We start from the raw sequence: 15155 nt of genomic DNA, 5'->3' as shown, positions 1-15155 counted from the left end.
CAGCGCGGTGGAGCGCCTCACGACCGGCTCCCGTCACGAGATCGACAATATGGTTGTTGCCGCGGCGATTTCACAACCCTGGCGCTGACGTCGGCGATCATTTGATCCCGGTAACGACGATCGAGCGGACGATGTTGCGCGAGAACGCGATGAACAACACGATCAGCGGAATGATCGCCACTGTGGTCGCCGCCATCACCAGCGTCCACTGCGCGTTGTACTGCGTCTGCAGCCCGGCTGTCGCGACCGTGAGCACCTGCCACTTGCTGCCGCTGGTGATCACCAACGGCCACAGAAAGTTGTTCCACTGGCTCACCACGGTGATCAATGCCAGGGTGACCAGGATCGGCCGGCTCGCCGGCACCACGACGTGGGTGATCACGTCCAGGGTGTGGGCGCCGTCGAGACGGGCGGCGTTGATCAGGTCGCCGGGGATGGACCGAAAGTACTCGCGCAACAGGAAGATTGCGTAGGGCGAGCCGAACATGAACGGCAGCACCAGCGCCCAGAACGTGTTGCGCAATCCGGCCTCGGCCATCATGAGGTACAGCGGCACGATGGTCACCGTCGCGGGCACCATCAATGTCGCGATGTAGATCCAGAACAATGCATCGCGGCCGGGAAACCGCAGCCGCGCAAACGCGTAGGCGGCGAGTACCGAGAACACCAGTTGGCCCAGCAGAATGACGGCGGTCATCAGCGCTGTCACCGCTATGGCCCGACCGAAGCCGGCGTCGGACAGCCCGACGTAGTTCTCCAAGGTCGGCGGCTTGGGCAGCGACAACGGGGGATCGGTGGCGAATTGCTCGGCCGAGGTGAACGAGGTCAGTAAGCCGAGCCCGAACGGCAGCAGCGTGATCACCGCGCCGAGCAGAAGCCCCCCGTAGATCAGTGCGTTACGTGAGGTCATAGCTGATCCTGCGACGGAAGTAGAGGTGCTGGAGCAGAGTGATGCCGACGAGGATGACGAACAGCACGATGGCCATCACCGAGGCCCGGCCCACCGCGGCCGCGCCGAACGCCTCGGCATAGATGCGGTGGGCCACCAGATCCGTGCGACCTTGCGGCCCGCCTGCCGTCAGCGCGTACACGGTGTCGAATACCTGTGCAGCGCTGACGATTCCGGTGACCAGGACGAAGAACAGGGTCGGGCGCAGCATCGGCAGGGTGATGTGGCGGAATCGCTGCCAGTCGGTGGCTCCGTCGGTGCGGGCCGCGTTGTGGACGTCGGCGGGGATGTTGAGGATGCCGGCCAGGAAGAACAGCGTCACATAACCGACGTTGGTCCACACCACCACGGCCGACACCACGGGCAGCGCCAGGCCGGGATCGGTGAGCCAGTCCACCTGCCGGCCCAGAACGGTGCTCAGCGCGCCGTCGGTGGGAGCCAGGATCCATTTCCACAACACCGCGATGGCCAGCGGGGCGCAGACCCACGGCAACACGTACACGGTGCGAAAGAACGCGGTGCCCGGGAGTCCGCGGGCCAGCAGGGAAGCAGCGATCAGCCCGAGCAGGGTTTGGACCGGCACCACCAGCACGACGAACAGCAGTGTCACGGCGAGCGACCTGGCAAACGTGGAGTCGGTGAGAACCGACCACCAATTATCCAGTCCCACATACTCGATCGGGCCCAGGAGATCCCACCGGTGCAGGCTCAGCCAGATCACCACCAGCATGGGCAACAACAGGAACGTAACGACGCCGAAAAGGCTGGGGGCGACAAGTGCGTACCCCAGCGCAGTGGTGCGGACACGCGAGGTGGCCATCGGGCCATTAAAGCGGTTCGTCACCTCGGTACGCCACGTCGGTACCGGAGCGGACAACGTCAACGCCGAAATGTCTGTGTTAAATCCCGGCACCCGCAATTTGCTCAGATGACGTACATCACTTGACCGCTCCGGAATCGAATTCGCTGCGTAGCGCTTATAGCAGGTAATCGCCGCTAACAGGGACTGGGGAGAATGCCATGAACAAACCGCAGAGAGCGCGAACGGGCGCTTCGATCACAAAGGTGACCCAGTCCGTGCTTTTCACGGTGTTCGCCCTGGCCGCCATGGTCCTCGGCTCGCTGGTGGGCCCGCTCGCCTCGGCACATGCCGCTGACGGGTGTTCCGATGTCGAGGTGGTGTTCGCTCGCGGAACCAACGAGGCACCGGGTGTCGGCGCCACCGGACAGGCGTTCGTCGACGCACTCACCGCCGACCTGCCCGGCAAGACGATCGACGTGTACGGGGTGAACTACCCGGCATCGCTGAACTTCGGCGAGGCGGCCGACGGCATCGCCGACGCCGCCAACCGGATCCAGTCGATCGCGGCGACGTGCCCGGCGACCAAGATCGTCCTGGGTGGTTATTCGCAGGGCGCCGCGGTGGCCGGCTACACCACCTCGAGCGCCGTCCCGGCCGGATACGTCCTGCCCGCGGGTATCAGCGGACCGATGCCGGCATCGATCGCCTCTCACGTCGCGGCGGTGGCATTGTTCGGAACACCGGATGAGTGGGTTCTGGGCTTGGCAGACCGCAGCGCGCCGCCCATCGCCATCGGCCAGCCCTACGTCGCCAAGACGATCCAACTGTGTGCCCCCGGCGACCCGATCTGCTCTGCCGGAGGACTGAACCGGGCCGCTCACAGCTCCTACAAGGACAACGGGATGGCAATCCAGGCAGCTGATTTCGCGGCCCGCCAACTGGGCGGTGCGATTCCCTCGGCACCGGTGGTCCAGGCGGCAGCCGAGATCGGTGGAAACTGACACCAACTGAATACGGGTCGACGGCCGGAAGCGGGTCCTGAAAGGGACGGCTTCCGGCCGTCAGCCGTTGAGGTCCCGAAATCCGGCAACCGTGTCTGGAACGGCAGGAGCTCCGTTCCGTTAGGTCGGCTCAGCCTCCGTGCCCTATTTGTCGGCTCAGCCTCCGTGCCGTTAGGTCGGCTCAGCCTCCGCGCAAAGTGGCGAGCTCCTTCATATTCGCCAACCCCTGCTCCTGCGCCTCATTGAGGAACTCCGGCAGTGGGGCCCGCAATTCGGGCAGCACCTCGTGGTCGAGCAGAGCTTGCAGGTCGGCCTGCTTGGTGCTGCGGCCGGCCTGGTTGTCGAGCTCTTGAACACCGGAATCGGTTGAGTAGTCGTACAACTCGTGATGGATGGGCCGGGAGGCGTCGATGTCCATACTGCCGGGCTTCCAGTACGTGTACATGCCGAGCTTGGCCTGCGGCGTACGTACGGCGACGATGTGGCTGGGCGCCGAGGTCGGGATCTCGGTGGGTGGGCCGGAAGCGCCGAAGAACTTCTTCGCCAGCGGCGATTTCATCAAGGCGGCCATCTCCTCCACTGACATGTCGTCGGTGGCGTGGGCAATCCACGGTCGGCCCGAAGCGGCTGCGTCGGCGGCGATCCCGGCGATGTCGGCGCGGCTCGCCAGGTAGGAGTAACGGGAGTCCGACCGCCAGCTCGCACCGCCGTGGGCGATGGTCATCAAAAGCGGCGCCAGGTCGGCGCTGGAAGTCAGCTGGGTGCGGGTGTCGCCGGGCGCCGGTGTCAGGTGACCCGACGGGTCACGGATGTAGAGCGGCACCCGGATGCTCTCCTCATAGACGGCGGCGCCCTTGCCGCGCAGGCCGTGCGACCCGGCGTACTCGCCGTGGTCGGACGTGAACACGACGATGGTGTTGTCGTCGATGTCCGGCCGGGTCGCCAGCGTGTCGAGCACCCGGCCGATCTGGGTGTCCACCTGTTGATGCAGCCACAGGTACATGTCCAGGCACCGCGCCCACTGCGCGGCTGACTCCGGCCCGCTGTAGTCCATCGCGCCGGTCATCAGGGGAGACATGAAGTTCATGTAGTCGATCTGCAACTGCGGTTTCCCACGACGACGCAGATCGTCCGCGGTCTCGAAGTTCACCGGCTTCGCACTGAACCGGCGCGGAACATCTTCCGGCAGAGCATTTTTCGGCCACCAGCAGATGTCATGCGGGTTGACCAGCGACACCGTGGTGCACCATGGCCCCTCGTTCGCGTGGGCGTCGAACCACCCGGCGAACTGATCGACGATCGACGGGTCCTGTTGCAGGCCCTGGTTCGGCGCACCGTTGGGTGACGGGTACGTGCCGCCGGAGAAGCCGTGGACGTCCAGGCCGTCGGGCGTGTTGTCGGCCGCGCTGCCCAGGTGCCACTTGCCCCACCACCAGGTGCGGTAGCCGGCGTCGCGCAGCATCGTCCCCCACGTGGGGAAGCGGGCCGCCAGCGTCGACTCCGTGGGACCTTCGCCGGTGTACAGGCACCCGGTCTGGTGGGAGTACAGCCCGGTGGTCAGTACCCCGCGCGACGGTGTGCACATGTTCGACGCGCTGTAGTGCGAGCCGAACGAGGTGCTTCGCGTCCGCAGCCGGTCGAGGTTCGGCAGCAGTGCGCCGAGTTGCTGTGAATCGGGGAACCATTGCGGCGCCCGCATCTGGTCCACCATCACGACAAGGATGTTCGGCTGGGCGGCCACGTCCGGGCTGCGCCTGCCCAGCAATTCGTAACCGCCGAATCCCACCGCGGCCGCGCCGGCGGCCACTGCCGCGCCGCCCAGGACTGTCCTCCTGCTGAGCTCTGCCATCCAGCCAGGTTAGGCCTCGCTAGGATCGGTGTGGTGTTGACGGCTCAAGATCGGGTGACCTGGGAGCCGCGGCGCATCGCCATCGCCGGTACGACGGGGTCGGGTAAGACAACGCTCGCGACGCGGCTGTCGCACCAATTCGACCTCCCGTACGTCGAGATCGACAGTCTGTATCACGGACCGGGGTGGGAGCCCCGGCCCACGTTCATCGGCGACGTCGAACAGTTCATCGCGGGAGATTCCTGGGTGATCGAATGGCAGTACCGCGCCGTGCGGGGCCAGATCCTGGCGCGCGCGGACACGCTGCTGTGGCTCGACCTGCCGACCCCGGTGTCCATGCGTCAGTTGACGCGTCGCACCCTTCGCCGGCGCTTCGGCCGCGTCGAGTTGTGGAACGGCAATGTCGAACCGCCGCTGCGCACGATCTTCAGCGACCCGGATCACATCTTGCGCTGGGGTTTTCGCACCCGGAACAAGCTCCGCGACACCCTCCCCGCGCTGGGGCCGCATCTACCCCACCTGCATATCGTCCGGTTCACGCGCCACCGCGATGTCGAGACATGGGTGCGCCGCGTTGCTCCCACCTGAACCAGGTCGCGCCGCGGCGCCGCTACCGTGGGAGCGTGACAGCTCAACGACGCGTGGACGCCGACTTCCTGGAGCTGCCCCGGTTCGAGTTGGCTGACGCGGCTCTTTCCGCGGCAGCCGCCGCCGGTGCGAGCTATGCCGATCTGCGGATTCATCGCATCACCACCGAGATCATCCAATTGCGCGACGGCGAGTTGGAGATGTCCGTGGTCAACCGCGAGGTGGGTCTGGCGGTGCGGGTGATCGTCGACGGTGCGTGGGGATTCGCCTCCCACGCCGAACTGGCACCCGAGGTGGCGGCCGACACGGCCCGCCGCGCTGTGCGGGTGGCCACGACGCTGGCTCCGTTGAACGCCGAGCGCATCGAGTTGGCCGACGAACCGGTCTATGCCGATGTCACCTGGGTGTCCGACTACGGCGTCGACCCTTTCGTCGTCTCGGGCGCCGACAAGATCGCGCTGCTGGGCGAGTACTCCGGCCGGTTGTTGGCGTCCGATGGCGTGGACCATGTGTCTGCGGGAGTGCATGCAGTCAAGGAGCAGACCTTCTACGCCGACACTTTCGGATCCTCGATCACTCAGCAGCGGGTGCGGGTGATGCCGACGATGGAGGCGGTGGCCGTCGACGCCGCCGCCGGGTCGTTCGAGACCATGCGCACGCTGGCCCCGCCGACAGCGCGGGGCTGGGAGGCACTCGCCGGTGACGAGGTGTGGGACTGGACCTCTGAACTGGCGGAGCTGCCCACGCTGCTGGCCGAGAAGACCAAGGCGCCCTCCGTCGTCGCCGGCGCCACCGACCTGGTGATCGACCCGTCCAACTTGTGGCTGACGATTCACGAATCGATCGGCCATGCCACCGAGTACGACCGGGCCATCGGGTACGAGGCTGCCTACGCCGGAACATCGTTCGCCACCCCGGACAAGCTCGGCACCATGCGCTACGGCTCGCCCGTGATGAACGTGACGGCTGACCGCACCGTGGAATATGGCTTGGCCACAGTTGGTTTCGACGACGAGGGGGTGCGGGCGCAGAGTTGGGATCTGGTGCGCGACGGCGTCTTCGTCGGCTACCAGCTGGATCGGGTGTTCGCGCCGCGACTCGGACACGCCCGGTCCAACGGCTGCTCATATGCCGATTCGCCCCACCACGTTCCGATTCAGCGGATGGCAAATGTCTCACTGCAGCCCGGTCCGGAGGGTCTGAGCACTGACGACCTGATCTCGCAGGTATCCGACGGCATTTACATCGTGGGCGACAAATCGTGGTCAATTGACATGCAGCGGTACAACTTCCAGTTCACCGGCCAGCGATTCTACCGGATCCGGGACGGCCGGCTCGACGGGCAATTGCGCGATGTGGCGTACCAGGCCACCACCACCGAGTTCTGGGGTGCGATGGACGCTGTCGGCGGACCAACGACCTGGCGGCTGGGTGGCGCCTTCAACTGCGGTAAGGCCCAGCCGGGGCAGGTGGCCCCGGTCAGCCACGGCTGCCCGAGCGCACTGTTCCGCGGCATCAACGTACTGAACACCCGGACGGAGGGCGGCCGATGATCGGCGCGCAGCAGGTCGTCGACATCGCTTTGGCCGCAGCCGATCCGGGGGCAGAAACCGTAGTGTTGGTCACGGACCGGGCCGATGCGTCGCTGCGGTGGGCCGGAAACTCTATGACCACCAACGGTGAGACGGTCAGTCGCACCATCACGGTGATCTCGATCGCGCGCCGCGGGGACAAGGCGCATGTCGGGTCGGTGCGCTCCACCGAAGTGGACCCGGCGGTGATCCCGGATCTGGTGGCCGCCGCTCAGCGCGCCGCTGCGGCCTCGCCCGAGGCTCGCGACGCCGCTCCGCCGTTGCCGGGCACCGGGACACCGGCCGATTGGGATGCGCCGGTAGTGGGTACCGGCGCGCAGGTGTTCACCGGCATTGCCGGCGATCTCGCCAAGGGGTTCGCCGGTTCCGACCAGCTCTACGGGTATGCCCGCCACGTCATGGAGACGACGTTCCTGGCCACCTCGACCGGCCTGCGCCGGCGCTACACCCAGCCGACGGGGTCGGTCGAGATCAACGCCAAGCGGGACGGCGCCAGCGCCTGGGCCGGGGTGAGCACCCCTGATTACGTTGATGTGCGGGTCGATTCACTGCTGGACGAGCTGTCGCTGAAGCTGGGCTGGGCGCAGCGGACGGTCGAACTGCCGGCCGGTCGCTACGAGACGCTCATGCCGCCCTCGACGGTGGCCGACATGATGATCTACCTGACCTGGGCGATGGACGGACGCGGCGCGCAGGAGGGGCGCACGGCCCTGTCGGCTCCCGGCGGGACGCGGGTCGGGGAGAAGCTCACCGATCTGGGACTGACGCTGTACTCCGATCCGTTCGCGGGAGAGCTGGCCTGCCAACCGTTCGTCGCCGTGCCGAGCTCATCGGAGCGGATGTCGATTTTCGACAACGGCATGGACATCGGCCGGGTGGACTGGATCCGCGACGGGGCGGTCAACGCGCTGGCGTATCCGCGGGCCGTGGCTGCCGAATACGGCACACCCGTCGCGGTGCCTGCCGACAATCTGCTGATGACCGGTGGCGCAAACGAATTGGCCGACATGATCGCCGGCACCGAGCGAGGCCTGCTCCTCACGACACTGTGGTACATCCGCGAGGTCGATCCGACGGTGCTGCTGCTCACCGGCCTGACCCGGGACGGCGTCTACCTGATCGAGGACGGCGAGGTGACCGCCGCCGTCAACAACTTCCGATTCAACGAGAGCCCGTTGGATCTGTTGCGGCGCGCCACCGAGGCCGGCATCAGCGAGGTCACGCTGCCGCGTGAATGGGGTGACTGGGCCACCCGTGCGTCCATGCCGACGCTGCGGATTCCGGACTTCCACATGTCCTCGGTGAGCCAGGCGCAATGATGTAGGAGTGGTTCTGTCTCAACGGCAATTCACGGTGTACGGCCCGTCGCACTGGGTCGCCATCGCCGTATTTGCCGTCGGGGCGGTGCTGGTGGTCTGGCTCGGACGGCGCCAGAGCGACCACCAATCACGGATATTCGGCCGCATCCTCGGCGCGCTGACGGCAGCGATTTATGTCGCGATGCTCGCCTACACGCTCATCCCTCCGTCGATCGAACGGTCGGTGCCGTTGCGATTGACCGACCTGGCGACCGTCGTCGGGGCGTACGCACTGTGGTCGCAGCGGCAGTGGGCATTTGTCCTCACGTATTACTGGGGTCTGGTTCTGAGCACCCAAGCGCTGATCTCACCGGTGCTCAAGAGCCCGGATTTCCCGCACTACGAATTCCTGGCGTTCTGGTCGATCCACCTGCTGGTGGTCTGGGCGGCCATCTATTTGACCTGGGGGCGTGGGATGCGTCCCGATTGGGGCAGTTATCGATTGGTGGTGTTGGTAACGGCCGTATGGGCCGTGGTCACCATGGCGTTCAACGGAATCGCGGGGACCAACTACGGCTTCCTCAATGCCAAGCCCTCCACTGCGTCGTTGCTCGATCTGATGGGTCCGTGGCCGGTCTACGTGCTGGTGGCCACTGCCTTGGTGGCAGTCGTGTGGGCGCTCATGACGTGGCCATGGGAACGTCGACGGGCTCGCGGCCACTGAGGCGGTCGTCCCACACCCGCAACACCTGCGCGGAGGTACGCGGAGTCGCCAGGCTCACAACGATGTACGTGATCAGGCTGGTCACCAGGCCGTAGTAGATCGGTTCGTTGGCCAGCACATCGCCGACGACTGCCATGGTTCCCAGGGTGACGACCGTGCCGACCGCCATCGCCGCCAACGCGCCGGCGCCGGTGGCGCGCTTCCACAGGAACCCGCCGATGATCGGGACCAGCAATCCGCCGACCAGGATGTCGTAGGCGATGGTCAAGGCGCCGACCACATCGTTGAGCAAGGCGGCGATGATGATGACGATGACACCCAGCACCGCGACATAGCGGCGATCGGAATGCACGTCCACCTCCGGGTTTTCGGCTTGCTCGGGCTTACGGCCGAGCATGCGCAGCAGCATGGGTTTGATGTCGGTCCGAGCCACCGTGGCGGTGGCGATCAGTGCGCCCGAGGCGGTGGACATCATCGCGGCGACGGCCGCGGCGAGCACGATACCGCTGATCCCCACCGGCAGAATCGCTTCCGCGATCTGGGCGTACACGTCATCCTTGGCCTTGATATCAGGCATGAAGGTCGATGCCGCCAGGCCGATCAATGCCCCCGCGATCCCGTAGAACACGCAGTAGACGGCGGCCGTTGTTCCACCCCACCGCGCTACCTGCGGTGAGCGGGCGGTGAAGACCCGCTGCCAGATGTCCTGTCCGATCAGCATTCCGAAGCTGTAGACCACGAAGAACGTGATGATGGTGTCGGTTCCGATGGCGGTGAGGTTGAAGACCGTGTCACCGGCGCGGTCGCGGATACCGTCGAATCCGCCGGCCCGGTGCCAGGTGAACGGGAGCAGCAGGAAGAACACGCCGATGGTCTTGAGCACGAACTGCACCATGTCGGTCAGGGTGATCGACCACATGCCGCCGATCGACGAGTACAGCATGACGACCACGCCGCCAATGATCACCGAAAGCGTTCGGCCCGTGTCGAACAGCACGTTGAACACCGTCGCGTAGGCAATGGTCGACGTGACGGACAGCATCAGGGTGTAGGCCGCCATGACCACACCGGAAGCCGAGGTCGCGTCGACTCCGTAGCGCAGGCTCAGCATCTGCGCGACGGTGTAGACCCGAAGGCGCTGAATGGGTCCCGCGAAGAGCAAGCTCAGCGCCAGCAGGCCGACGGCGATCGCCACCACCAGCCACATGCCCGAAATTCCCCATTTGTAGCCGAGTCCGACGCCGCCGACGGTGGACGCACCCCCGAGCACGACGGCCGCCATGGTGCCGGTGTACAGCGTGGGCCCGAGCCGCCGGCCCGCGACCAAAAAATCAGCGGAGTCCTTGGTCCGAGTCTTACCCCAGAACCCGAAGGCGAGCATCGCGACGAGATAGACGACGACGATCGCGATATCGACTGGTTTACCCACGGTGGTTCCTTCGGTCAGAGGTGAGTGGGAGCGAACATCTTGAGCACTGCGGGCAGGACGACAACGGCCGGGCCGTCGGTGTCGAACGTGGCGGCCACCATGTCTCCGACGTCCTCGGGTGTGGCGGTGTACGCGGGGATTCCGAAACTGGCTGCGAGCCGGGCGAAGTCGGGCCTGGCCAGTTCGGTGGCGGTCGCGGTGCCGAACTCGGCGGTCATGTACTCACGCAGGATGCCGTAGCCGCCGTCGTCGACGATCAGCCAGGTGATGTTGGCGTCGTGCTGGCGGGCGGTGGCCAGTTCTGCGATCGAGTACATGCCCCCGCCGTCACCGGACACTGCGAAGGTGCGTTCGCCTGTCGCGATCGCCGCGGCCAGCGCGGCCGGGAAAGCGAAACCCAAACCACCTGCACCCTGGGCGGAGTGGAAGGCACCGTCTCGCGGGTCCCAGACCGACCAGGCCCAGTACCCGGCAATCGTCATGTCCCAGAAAGTGTGGGTGGCCGATGGGACCGCGCCCCGTAGATCAGTCATCAGTCGCAGCTCGGTGGCCACGTCCTGGCCGGCGAGCCTGTCTTCGACGGCCTTTCGCAAGCCCGCGGCCCGTGCGGCGCCCAGCGCGTCGTCACGTGTTTCGATCAGCTCGGCCAGCGCACGCATGGCCGGCGCGGCGTCGGCATGGATGGCCAGTGCGGGGTGGTTGGCCTCCAGCACACGTGCCTCTGCGTCGATGTGGACAAGCCGACCGTGCGGGGCGAACGTGAAGTAGTTGCTGGTGACCTCGCCCATCGCGGTGCCGACGGCCACCAACACATCGGCATCTTCCAACAACTCGGTGGTGTAGCGGTCCTCGATCCAGGATGCCGCCGACAGCGGGTGGTCGAAGGAGATGGCGCCCTTGCCGCCGACTGTGGAAACCACCGGGGCGCACAGCTTTTCGGCCAATGCCAGCAACGCCTCCGGTCCGCCGACCGACCTCCGCACGCCGCCGCCGGCCAAGATGACCGGTCGCAGCGCGGAATTCAGCAGCGTCGCGGCCTCCCGCACCAATTCGCCACGCGGGGTGCGTTGCGTCGGCGTCGCGTCAAGGGCGGCGACCGGGGGCACCGTCGTCGGCTCCAGCAGCACGTCCTGGGGAATCTCCACCCACGTCGGTCCTGCCGGCGCCGAGCGCGCCAACGCGTAGGCGTCGGCGATCAGGCTGGGAATCTCGGCGGCCTGCCGCACGGTGGCAACACTTTTGGTGACGTTGACCGCGCTGGCCTTCTGATCATCGAGCTGGTGCAGCATCCCGCGACGCAAGCCCATGCCGGATCGCGGCACCTGGCTGGCGATCACCAGCACCGGCACCCCGGTGGCGTAGGCCTCCTGCAGCGCGCCCAATGCGGTCAGCGCGCCCGGCCCGGTGGACAGGAACAGCACGCCGACCTCCCCGGTCACGCGGCTGTAGCCGTCGGCGCCGAACGCGGAGTTGTTCTCCACCCGGGAGCTGACAAACGTCAGGTCACTGCGCCGGATGGCGTCGAACAAGCCAAGCGCGTTCTGGCCGGGAATGCCGAACACATGTGAGACGCCCAGCGCAGCAAGGGTTTCGACGACGAGGTCGCCGCCGTTACGCATCAGGGCCCAAGGCCAGCAGAGACACCAGATCGTAGGCGACGTGCGACGCGGCGACACCGGTGATCTCGGCATGGTCGTAGGCGGGGGCGACCTCGACCACGTCGGCGCCCACCAGGTTCAAGCCACGGAACCCGCGGAGGATCTCCAGCAGTTCGCGGCTGGTCATGCCGCCGGCTTCGGGCGTTCCGGTGCCGGGTGCGTGAGCCGGGTCGAGCACGTCGATGTCGATCGACACGTAGACGGGCCGGTTACCGAGGCGCTGGCGAAGCTTGTCGACGACCTCGCGTACGCCCTGGTAATAGACGTCGGAGGAGGTGACGATGCCGAACCCGAATCGGCGGTCGTCCTCGAGGTCTTTTTTGCCGTACAGCGGCCCGCGGGTGCCGACGTGCGAGAGGGCCTCGGTGTCGACGATGCCCTCTTCGACGGCGCGGCGGAACGGCGTGCCGTGGGTGTACTCGGCACCGAAGTAGGTGTCCCAGGTATCCAGGTGGGCGTCGAAGTGCACCAGTGCGACGGGGCCGTGTTTGGCCGCGGCGGCGCGCAGTAGTGGCAGCGCGATGGTGTGGTCACCTCCGATGGTCACCAGTTTGGTGCCGTCGGAGGTGAGGTCACGGGCGGCGCCTTCGATGGTCTCGATCGCCTCGTGAATGTTGAAGGGGTTGACCGCGATATCGCCGGCATCGGCGACCTGGATGAGCTCGAACGGGGACACGTCCATGGCGGGGTTGTACGGCCGCAGCAGCCGCGAGGACTCGCGCACGTGAGTGGGACCGAACCGGGCGCCCGGCCGGTAGGAGACGCCGGAATCGAAGGGCACTCCGACGACGACAACCTCTGCTTTCTGGGAGGCTTTGGTCACTTGGTCGAGACGGGGCAGGCGGGCAAAGGTGGCCGGACCGGCGAAACGCGGGATCTTGGATGCGTCGACGGGGCCGATCGGGGCGGTCATGCGGTCACTTCCTCTGCGGTGGGCTGCATTCAGGTCTGTCGTCATTCGAGGCGAATGTGATGTGCGTTACGGTAAACCCACAGGTCGGAGCATGCAATCGATTCGATCGCGATCAACCGCCGTGAAGTTTCGATATGCCTGAACGTCGTGTCATTCAGATCGGAAAGCGCGATCTGTGATGGCAATGCCGATCTTTCTGCCGGTAGCCTTGTGAGAATAAATTTTCAGCGAATTTCAGGCGGTGGCCGTTGGACGAGGTGGACGAGGCGATCATCAGCCTCCTCGAAGGTGACGGGCGGCTGACCCACCGCGACATCGCACAGCGCGTGGGGTTGTCGCGATCGGCCGCGGCGGCCCGGACACAGCGTCTGATCGACGGCGGGCAGGTAGTGATCCGCGGTGTCGTCCATCCCGCCGTGCTGGGTCGCGGCGCCCTGGCTCATGTGAGCGTGATGGTCGACGGGCCGGTGACGCCGATCGCCACAGGTCTGGCGCAGCGTGTCGACGTTGCGTTTCTGTCCCTGACGAGCGGTGCGTACGGATTGATCGCGGAAGTGCGGGTCGGGTCGATCCGCGACATCGACGGCGTGATCGCCGAGTTGCGTGCGATGGCAGGCGTCGTGGGTGTCGACACGCTCACTTACGTCGAGGTGCTGCGCGACGTCGTCGGCCCGGTCGGCGACGTCAGTGTCGAGGTCGACGATCTGGATCTCGCGCTGCTGCGCGCGCTGCAGGATGACGGGAGAGCGTCCTACGTGGATCTCGCCGAGTGCGTGGGACTTTCGCCCGCGGGAGCGCGACGGCGAGTGGTGCGGTTGGTCGAGTCGCAGGTGGTGCGCATCGGTGCCGTCGTGCGGCATTCGGGGCAGGACCGCCAGAGTGCGCTGGGCCTCGGTATCCGACTGACCGGGGCGGGGGATGAAGTGGTGTCGGCCCTGCTCGGCATGCGCTCGGTGATCTTCGTGGCCCGTACACTGGGCCGGTTCGACTTGCTGGCCACGGTGCGGGCGTTCTCGGCCGCGCAGCTGGTCGAGATCCTCGATGCGGTGCGTGCGCTACCCGGGGTCGGTGTCGTCGACAGCTGGGTACATCTGGACGTCGTCAAGGAGAGCTACGCCTCCGGTCTTGAGGTGTTGGAATCGGGGTCCGGGTAACCACACGTCGCCGGGCGCGTTGGTAGATACTGCCGATGTGTCTGCCGATGTGCTCAATGAGTTGACAGGCCTGGTCGCGATGTCGCCACCGCGGCTGGCCGATATCAATGCCGCGGTGCGTGAAGTGTGTGCTTCGGCGCTGGGGTTGGCGCCGCTGCCGACCGAGACCCGCGGCGGGGCCGTCGATCCGATGGTGACCGAGTTCGCCGAGCAGTTCAGTGTCGACGTCACCGGCATCAACACCGCCCAGCGGGCCGCGTTCTGCGATCTGCTCGGGGCTGACGTGTTCACGGTGGCGACGCTGATCTATGTGGCCGACTTCGTGCCTCGGATGCGGGCCGGGCTCTGCGCGCTGGGAGTGGACTGGCCGGACGGCCCGGTCGCCTGGGACCACGGGACCAACCCGGGGGACCATCTGCTGGACACCTTCGTGCCTGCCGTCGGACGGATGCGTGCGTTGGACCCCGTGACGTCCGAGATCGTGCGGCTGCGTGGGGCCCGTCAGCACAACTGCCGGTTGTGCAAGTCGCTGCGGGAAGCCGGGGCACTGGAGGCCGGCGCTACCGAGTCGGACTACGACGGCATCGACGACTTCGAGAACTCGAACCTTTCGGAACGGCACAAAGCCGCGCTGCGGTACGTCGACGCGCTGATCTGGACTCCGGCCCAGGTGTCAGGTGACGAACTACGCCAACACTTTTCGCAGGACGAGGCGGTCGAACTGACCCTCGACGTCATGCGTAACGCGTGCAACAAGGTGGCAGTCGCGCTCGGGGCCGACGGTGCCCGCGTCGACGAGGGCACCGAGGAGTACCGGCTGGGGGCCGACGGCCAGCCCATCTACAGCTGAGGGCTGCGCGGCTTTGTCTGCGCCGTTTTCCACCTCAAGGTCGTTCGCGGCGTGGCGGTTTCAAGGGGTCGATGCAACACCCTTCTGATTGAGGAGTGTTGTGATGGCGCGATCGTTGTTCCAGTCGAGGAAGCCGTTGTTTTGGGAGCAGATCCGACGAGGCCTTCTCGCGGGCGAGGCCGGTGAGGCGGCCGGCGTGTCGGCAACGTGCGGTCGTCGGTGGTTCCGTGAAGCTGGCGGAGTGAAACCCCGTGCAAGCACACCGAATATCTGCGGGCCGCGGCCACGGCTGACCCTCGAGGAACGTATAGAGATCCAGGTCGGCGTTCATGCCGATGAGTCGATACG

General features: G+C 66.4%; 13 protein-coding genes and 1 pseudogene. 8 read left to right on the top strand and 6 right to left on the bottom strand.

From position 1 onward, the window contains the following. Positions 1-97: 97 nt before the first annotated feature. Both H977_RS0120425 and H977_RS0120420 read right to left on the bottom strand, forming a co-directional pair. On the bottom strand, positions 98-910 hold the full coding sequence (locus H977_RS0120425; protein ID WP_029109604.1) for a carbohydrate ABC transporter permease: 813 nt from the start codon (positions 908-910) through the stop codon (positions 98-100). Next, on the bottom strand, positions 897-1769 hold the full coding sequence (locus tag H977_RS0120420) for a carbohydrate ABC transporter permease (protein WP_029109603.1): 873 nt from the start codon (positions 1767-1769) through the stop codon (positions 897-899). The genes H977_RS0120425 and H977_RS0120420 overlap by 14 nt, the downstream gene beginning before the upstream one ends. 287 nt (positions 1770-2056) lie before the next feature. On the opposite strand from H977_RS0120420, the gene H977_RS0120415 reads away from it, so the two are divergent. After that, entirely contained in the window at positions 2057-2752 is a 696-nt protein-coding gene (locus H977_RS0120415) for a cutinase family protein (RefSeq protein ID WP_502691193.1), read from the top strand. Positions 2753-2933: 181 nt separating this feature from the next. On the opposite strand, the gene H977_RS0120410 is transcribed toward H977_RS0120415, so the two are convergent. Further along, positions 2934-4601, bottom strand: a complete 1668-nt coding sequence (locus H977_RS0120410) for a sulfatase-like hydrolase/transferase (protein ID WP_029109601.1) — start codon at positions 4599-4601, stop codon at positions 2934-2936. Between the two features lie 33 nt (positions 4602-4634). On the opposite strand from H977_RS0120410, the gene H977_RS0120405 reads away from it, so the two are divergent. The 4 genes from H977_RS0120405 to H977_RS0120390 are packed head-to-tail and all read left to right on the top strand — an operon-like array spanning position 4635 to position 8803. Next, positions 4635-5189 (top strand): P-loop NTPase family protein, encoded by a 555-nt coding sequence (locus H977_RS0120405; RefSeq protein ID WP_029109600.1) that lies wholly within the window; start codon positions 4635-4637, stop codon positions 5187-5189. 35 nt (positions 5190-5224) lie between these two features. Continuing rightward, positions 5225-6742 (top strand): TldD/PmbA family protein, encoded by a 1518-nt coding sequence (locus H977_RS0120400; protein WP_029109599.1) that lies wholly within the window; start codon positions 5225-5227, stop codon positions 6740-6742. Then, positions 6739-8100, top strand: coding sequence for a metallopeptidase TldD-related protein (locus H977_RS0120395; RefSeq protein ID WP_029109598.1), 1362 nt, complete (start codon positions 6739-6741; stop codon positions 8098-8100). Before H977_RS0120400 ends, H977_RS0120395 begins: the two co-directional genes overlap by 4 nt. 7 nt (positions 8101-8107) lie before the next feature. Further along, positions 8108-8803, top strand: coding sequence for a YwaF family protein (locus H977_RS0120390; protein ID WP_036476594.1), 696 nt, complete (start codon positions 8108-8110; stop codon positions 8801-8803). Here the strand turns inward: H977_RS0120390 and H977_RS0120385 are convergent. Genes H977_RS0120385 through speB form a run of 3 tightly spaced genes read right to left on the bottom strand, consistent with a single transcriptional unit; the run spans position 8760 to position 12803 of the window. Further along, entirely contained in the window at positions 8760-10232 is a 1473-nt protein-coding gene (locus tag H977_RS0120385) for a sodium:solute symporter family protein (protein WP_029109596.1), read from the bottom strand. The two genes, H977_RS0120390 and H977_RS0120385, sit on opposite strands and share 44 nt — an antisense overlap. A 14-nt stretch (positions 10233-10246) precedes the next feature. Then, positions 10247-11851: a thiamine pyrophosphate-binding protein gene (locus H977_RS0120380; protein WP_036476590.1), complete on the bottom strand. Its 1605-nt coding sequence runs from the start codon at positions 11849-11851 to the stop codon at positions 10247-10249. Then, positions 11844-12803 (bottom strand): agmatinase, encoded by a 960-nt coding sequence (gene speB / locus H977_RS0120375; RefSeq protein ID WP_029109594.1) that lies wholly within the window; start codon positions 12801-12803, stop codon positions 11844-11846. The genes H977_RS0120380 and speB overlap by 8 nt, the downstream gene beginning before the upstream one ends. A gap of 248 nt (positions 12804-13051) precedes the next feature. Between speB and H977_RS0120370 the strand changes: the two genes are divergently transcribed. From H977_RS0120370 to H977_RS36255, 3 genes and pseudogenes are all read left to right on the top strand, one after another. Beyond that, positions 13052-13957 (top strand): Lrp/AsnC family transcriptional regulator, encoded by a 906-nt coding sequence (locus H977_RS0120370; protein ID WP_029109593.1) that lies wholly within the window; start codon positions 13052-13054, stop codon positions 13955-13957. 79 nt (positions 13958-14036) lie between these two features. After that, positions 14037-14807, top strand: coding sequence for a carboxymuconolactone decarboxylase family protein (locus H977_RS0120365; RefSeq protein WP_051288988.1), 771 nt, complete (start codon positions 14037-14039; stop codon positions 14805-14807). A gap of 103 nt (positions 14808-14910) precedes the next feature. Continuing rightward, a pseudogene (locus H977_RS36255) lies at positions 14911-15155 on the top strand (IS30 family transposase); the annotation flags it as partial.

This window comes from Mycobacterium sp. URHD0025, from assembly GCF_000426065.1.
Classification (GTDB): Bacteria; Actinomycetota; Actinomycetes; order Mycobacteriales; family Mycobacteriaceae; genus Mycobacterium.
The sequence above is the reverse complement of the archived record's forward strand: the minus strand, read 5'-3'. Positions and strand labels throughout refer to the sequence as shown.

Coding starts and splice junctions, on each gene's coding strand:
- H977_RS0120425 (WP_029109604.1), bottom strand. CDS start 910: ATGACCTCACGTAACGCACTGATCTACGGGGGGCTTCTGCTCGGCGCG.
- H977_RS0120420 (WP_029109603.1), bottom strand. CDS start 1,769: ATGGCCACCTCGCGTGTCCGCACCACTGCGCTGGGGTACGCACTTGTC.
- H977_RS0120415 (WP_502691193.1), top strand. CDS start 2,057: ATGGTCCTCGGCTCGCTGGTGGGCCCGCTCGCCTCGGCACATGCCGCT.
- H977_RS0120410 (WP_029109601.1), bottom strand. CDS start 4,601: ATGGCAGAGCTCAGCAGGAGGACAGTCCTGGGCGGCGCGGCAGTGGCC.
- H977_RS0120395 (WP_029109598.1), top strand. CDS start 6,739: ATGATCGGCGCGCAGCAGGTCGTCGACATCGCTTTGGCCGCAGCCGAT.
- H977_RS0120380 (WP_036476590.1), bottom strand. CDS start 11,851: ATGCGTAACGGCGGCGACCTCGTCGTCGAAACCCTTGCTGCGCTGGGC.
- speB (WP_029109594.1), bottom strand. CDS start 12,803: ATGACCGCCCCGATCGGCCCCGTCGACGCATCCAAGATCCCGCGTTTC.
- H977_RS0120365 (WP_051288988.1), top strand. CDS start 14,037: ATGTCGCCACCGCGGCTGGCCGATATCAATGCCGCGGTGCGTGAAGTG.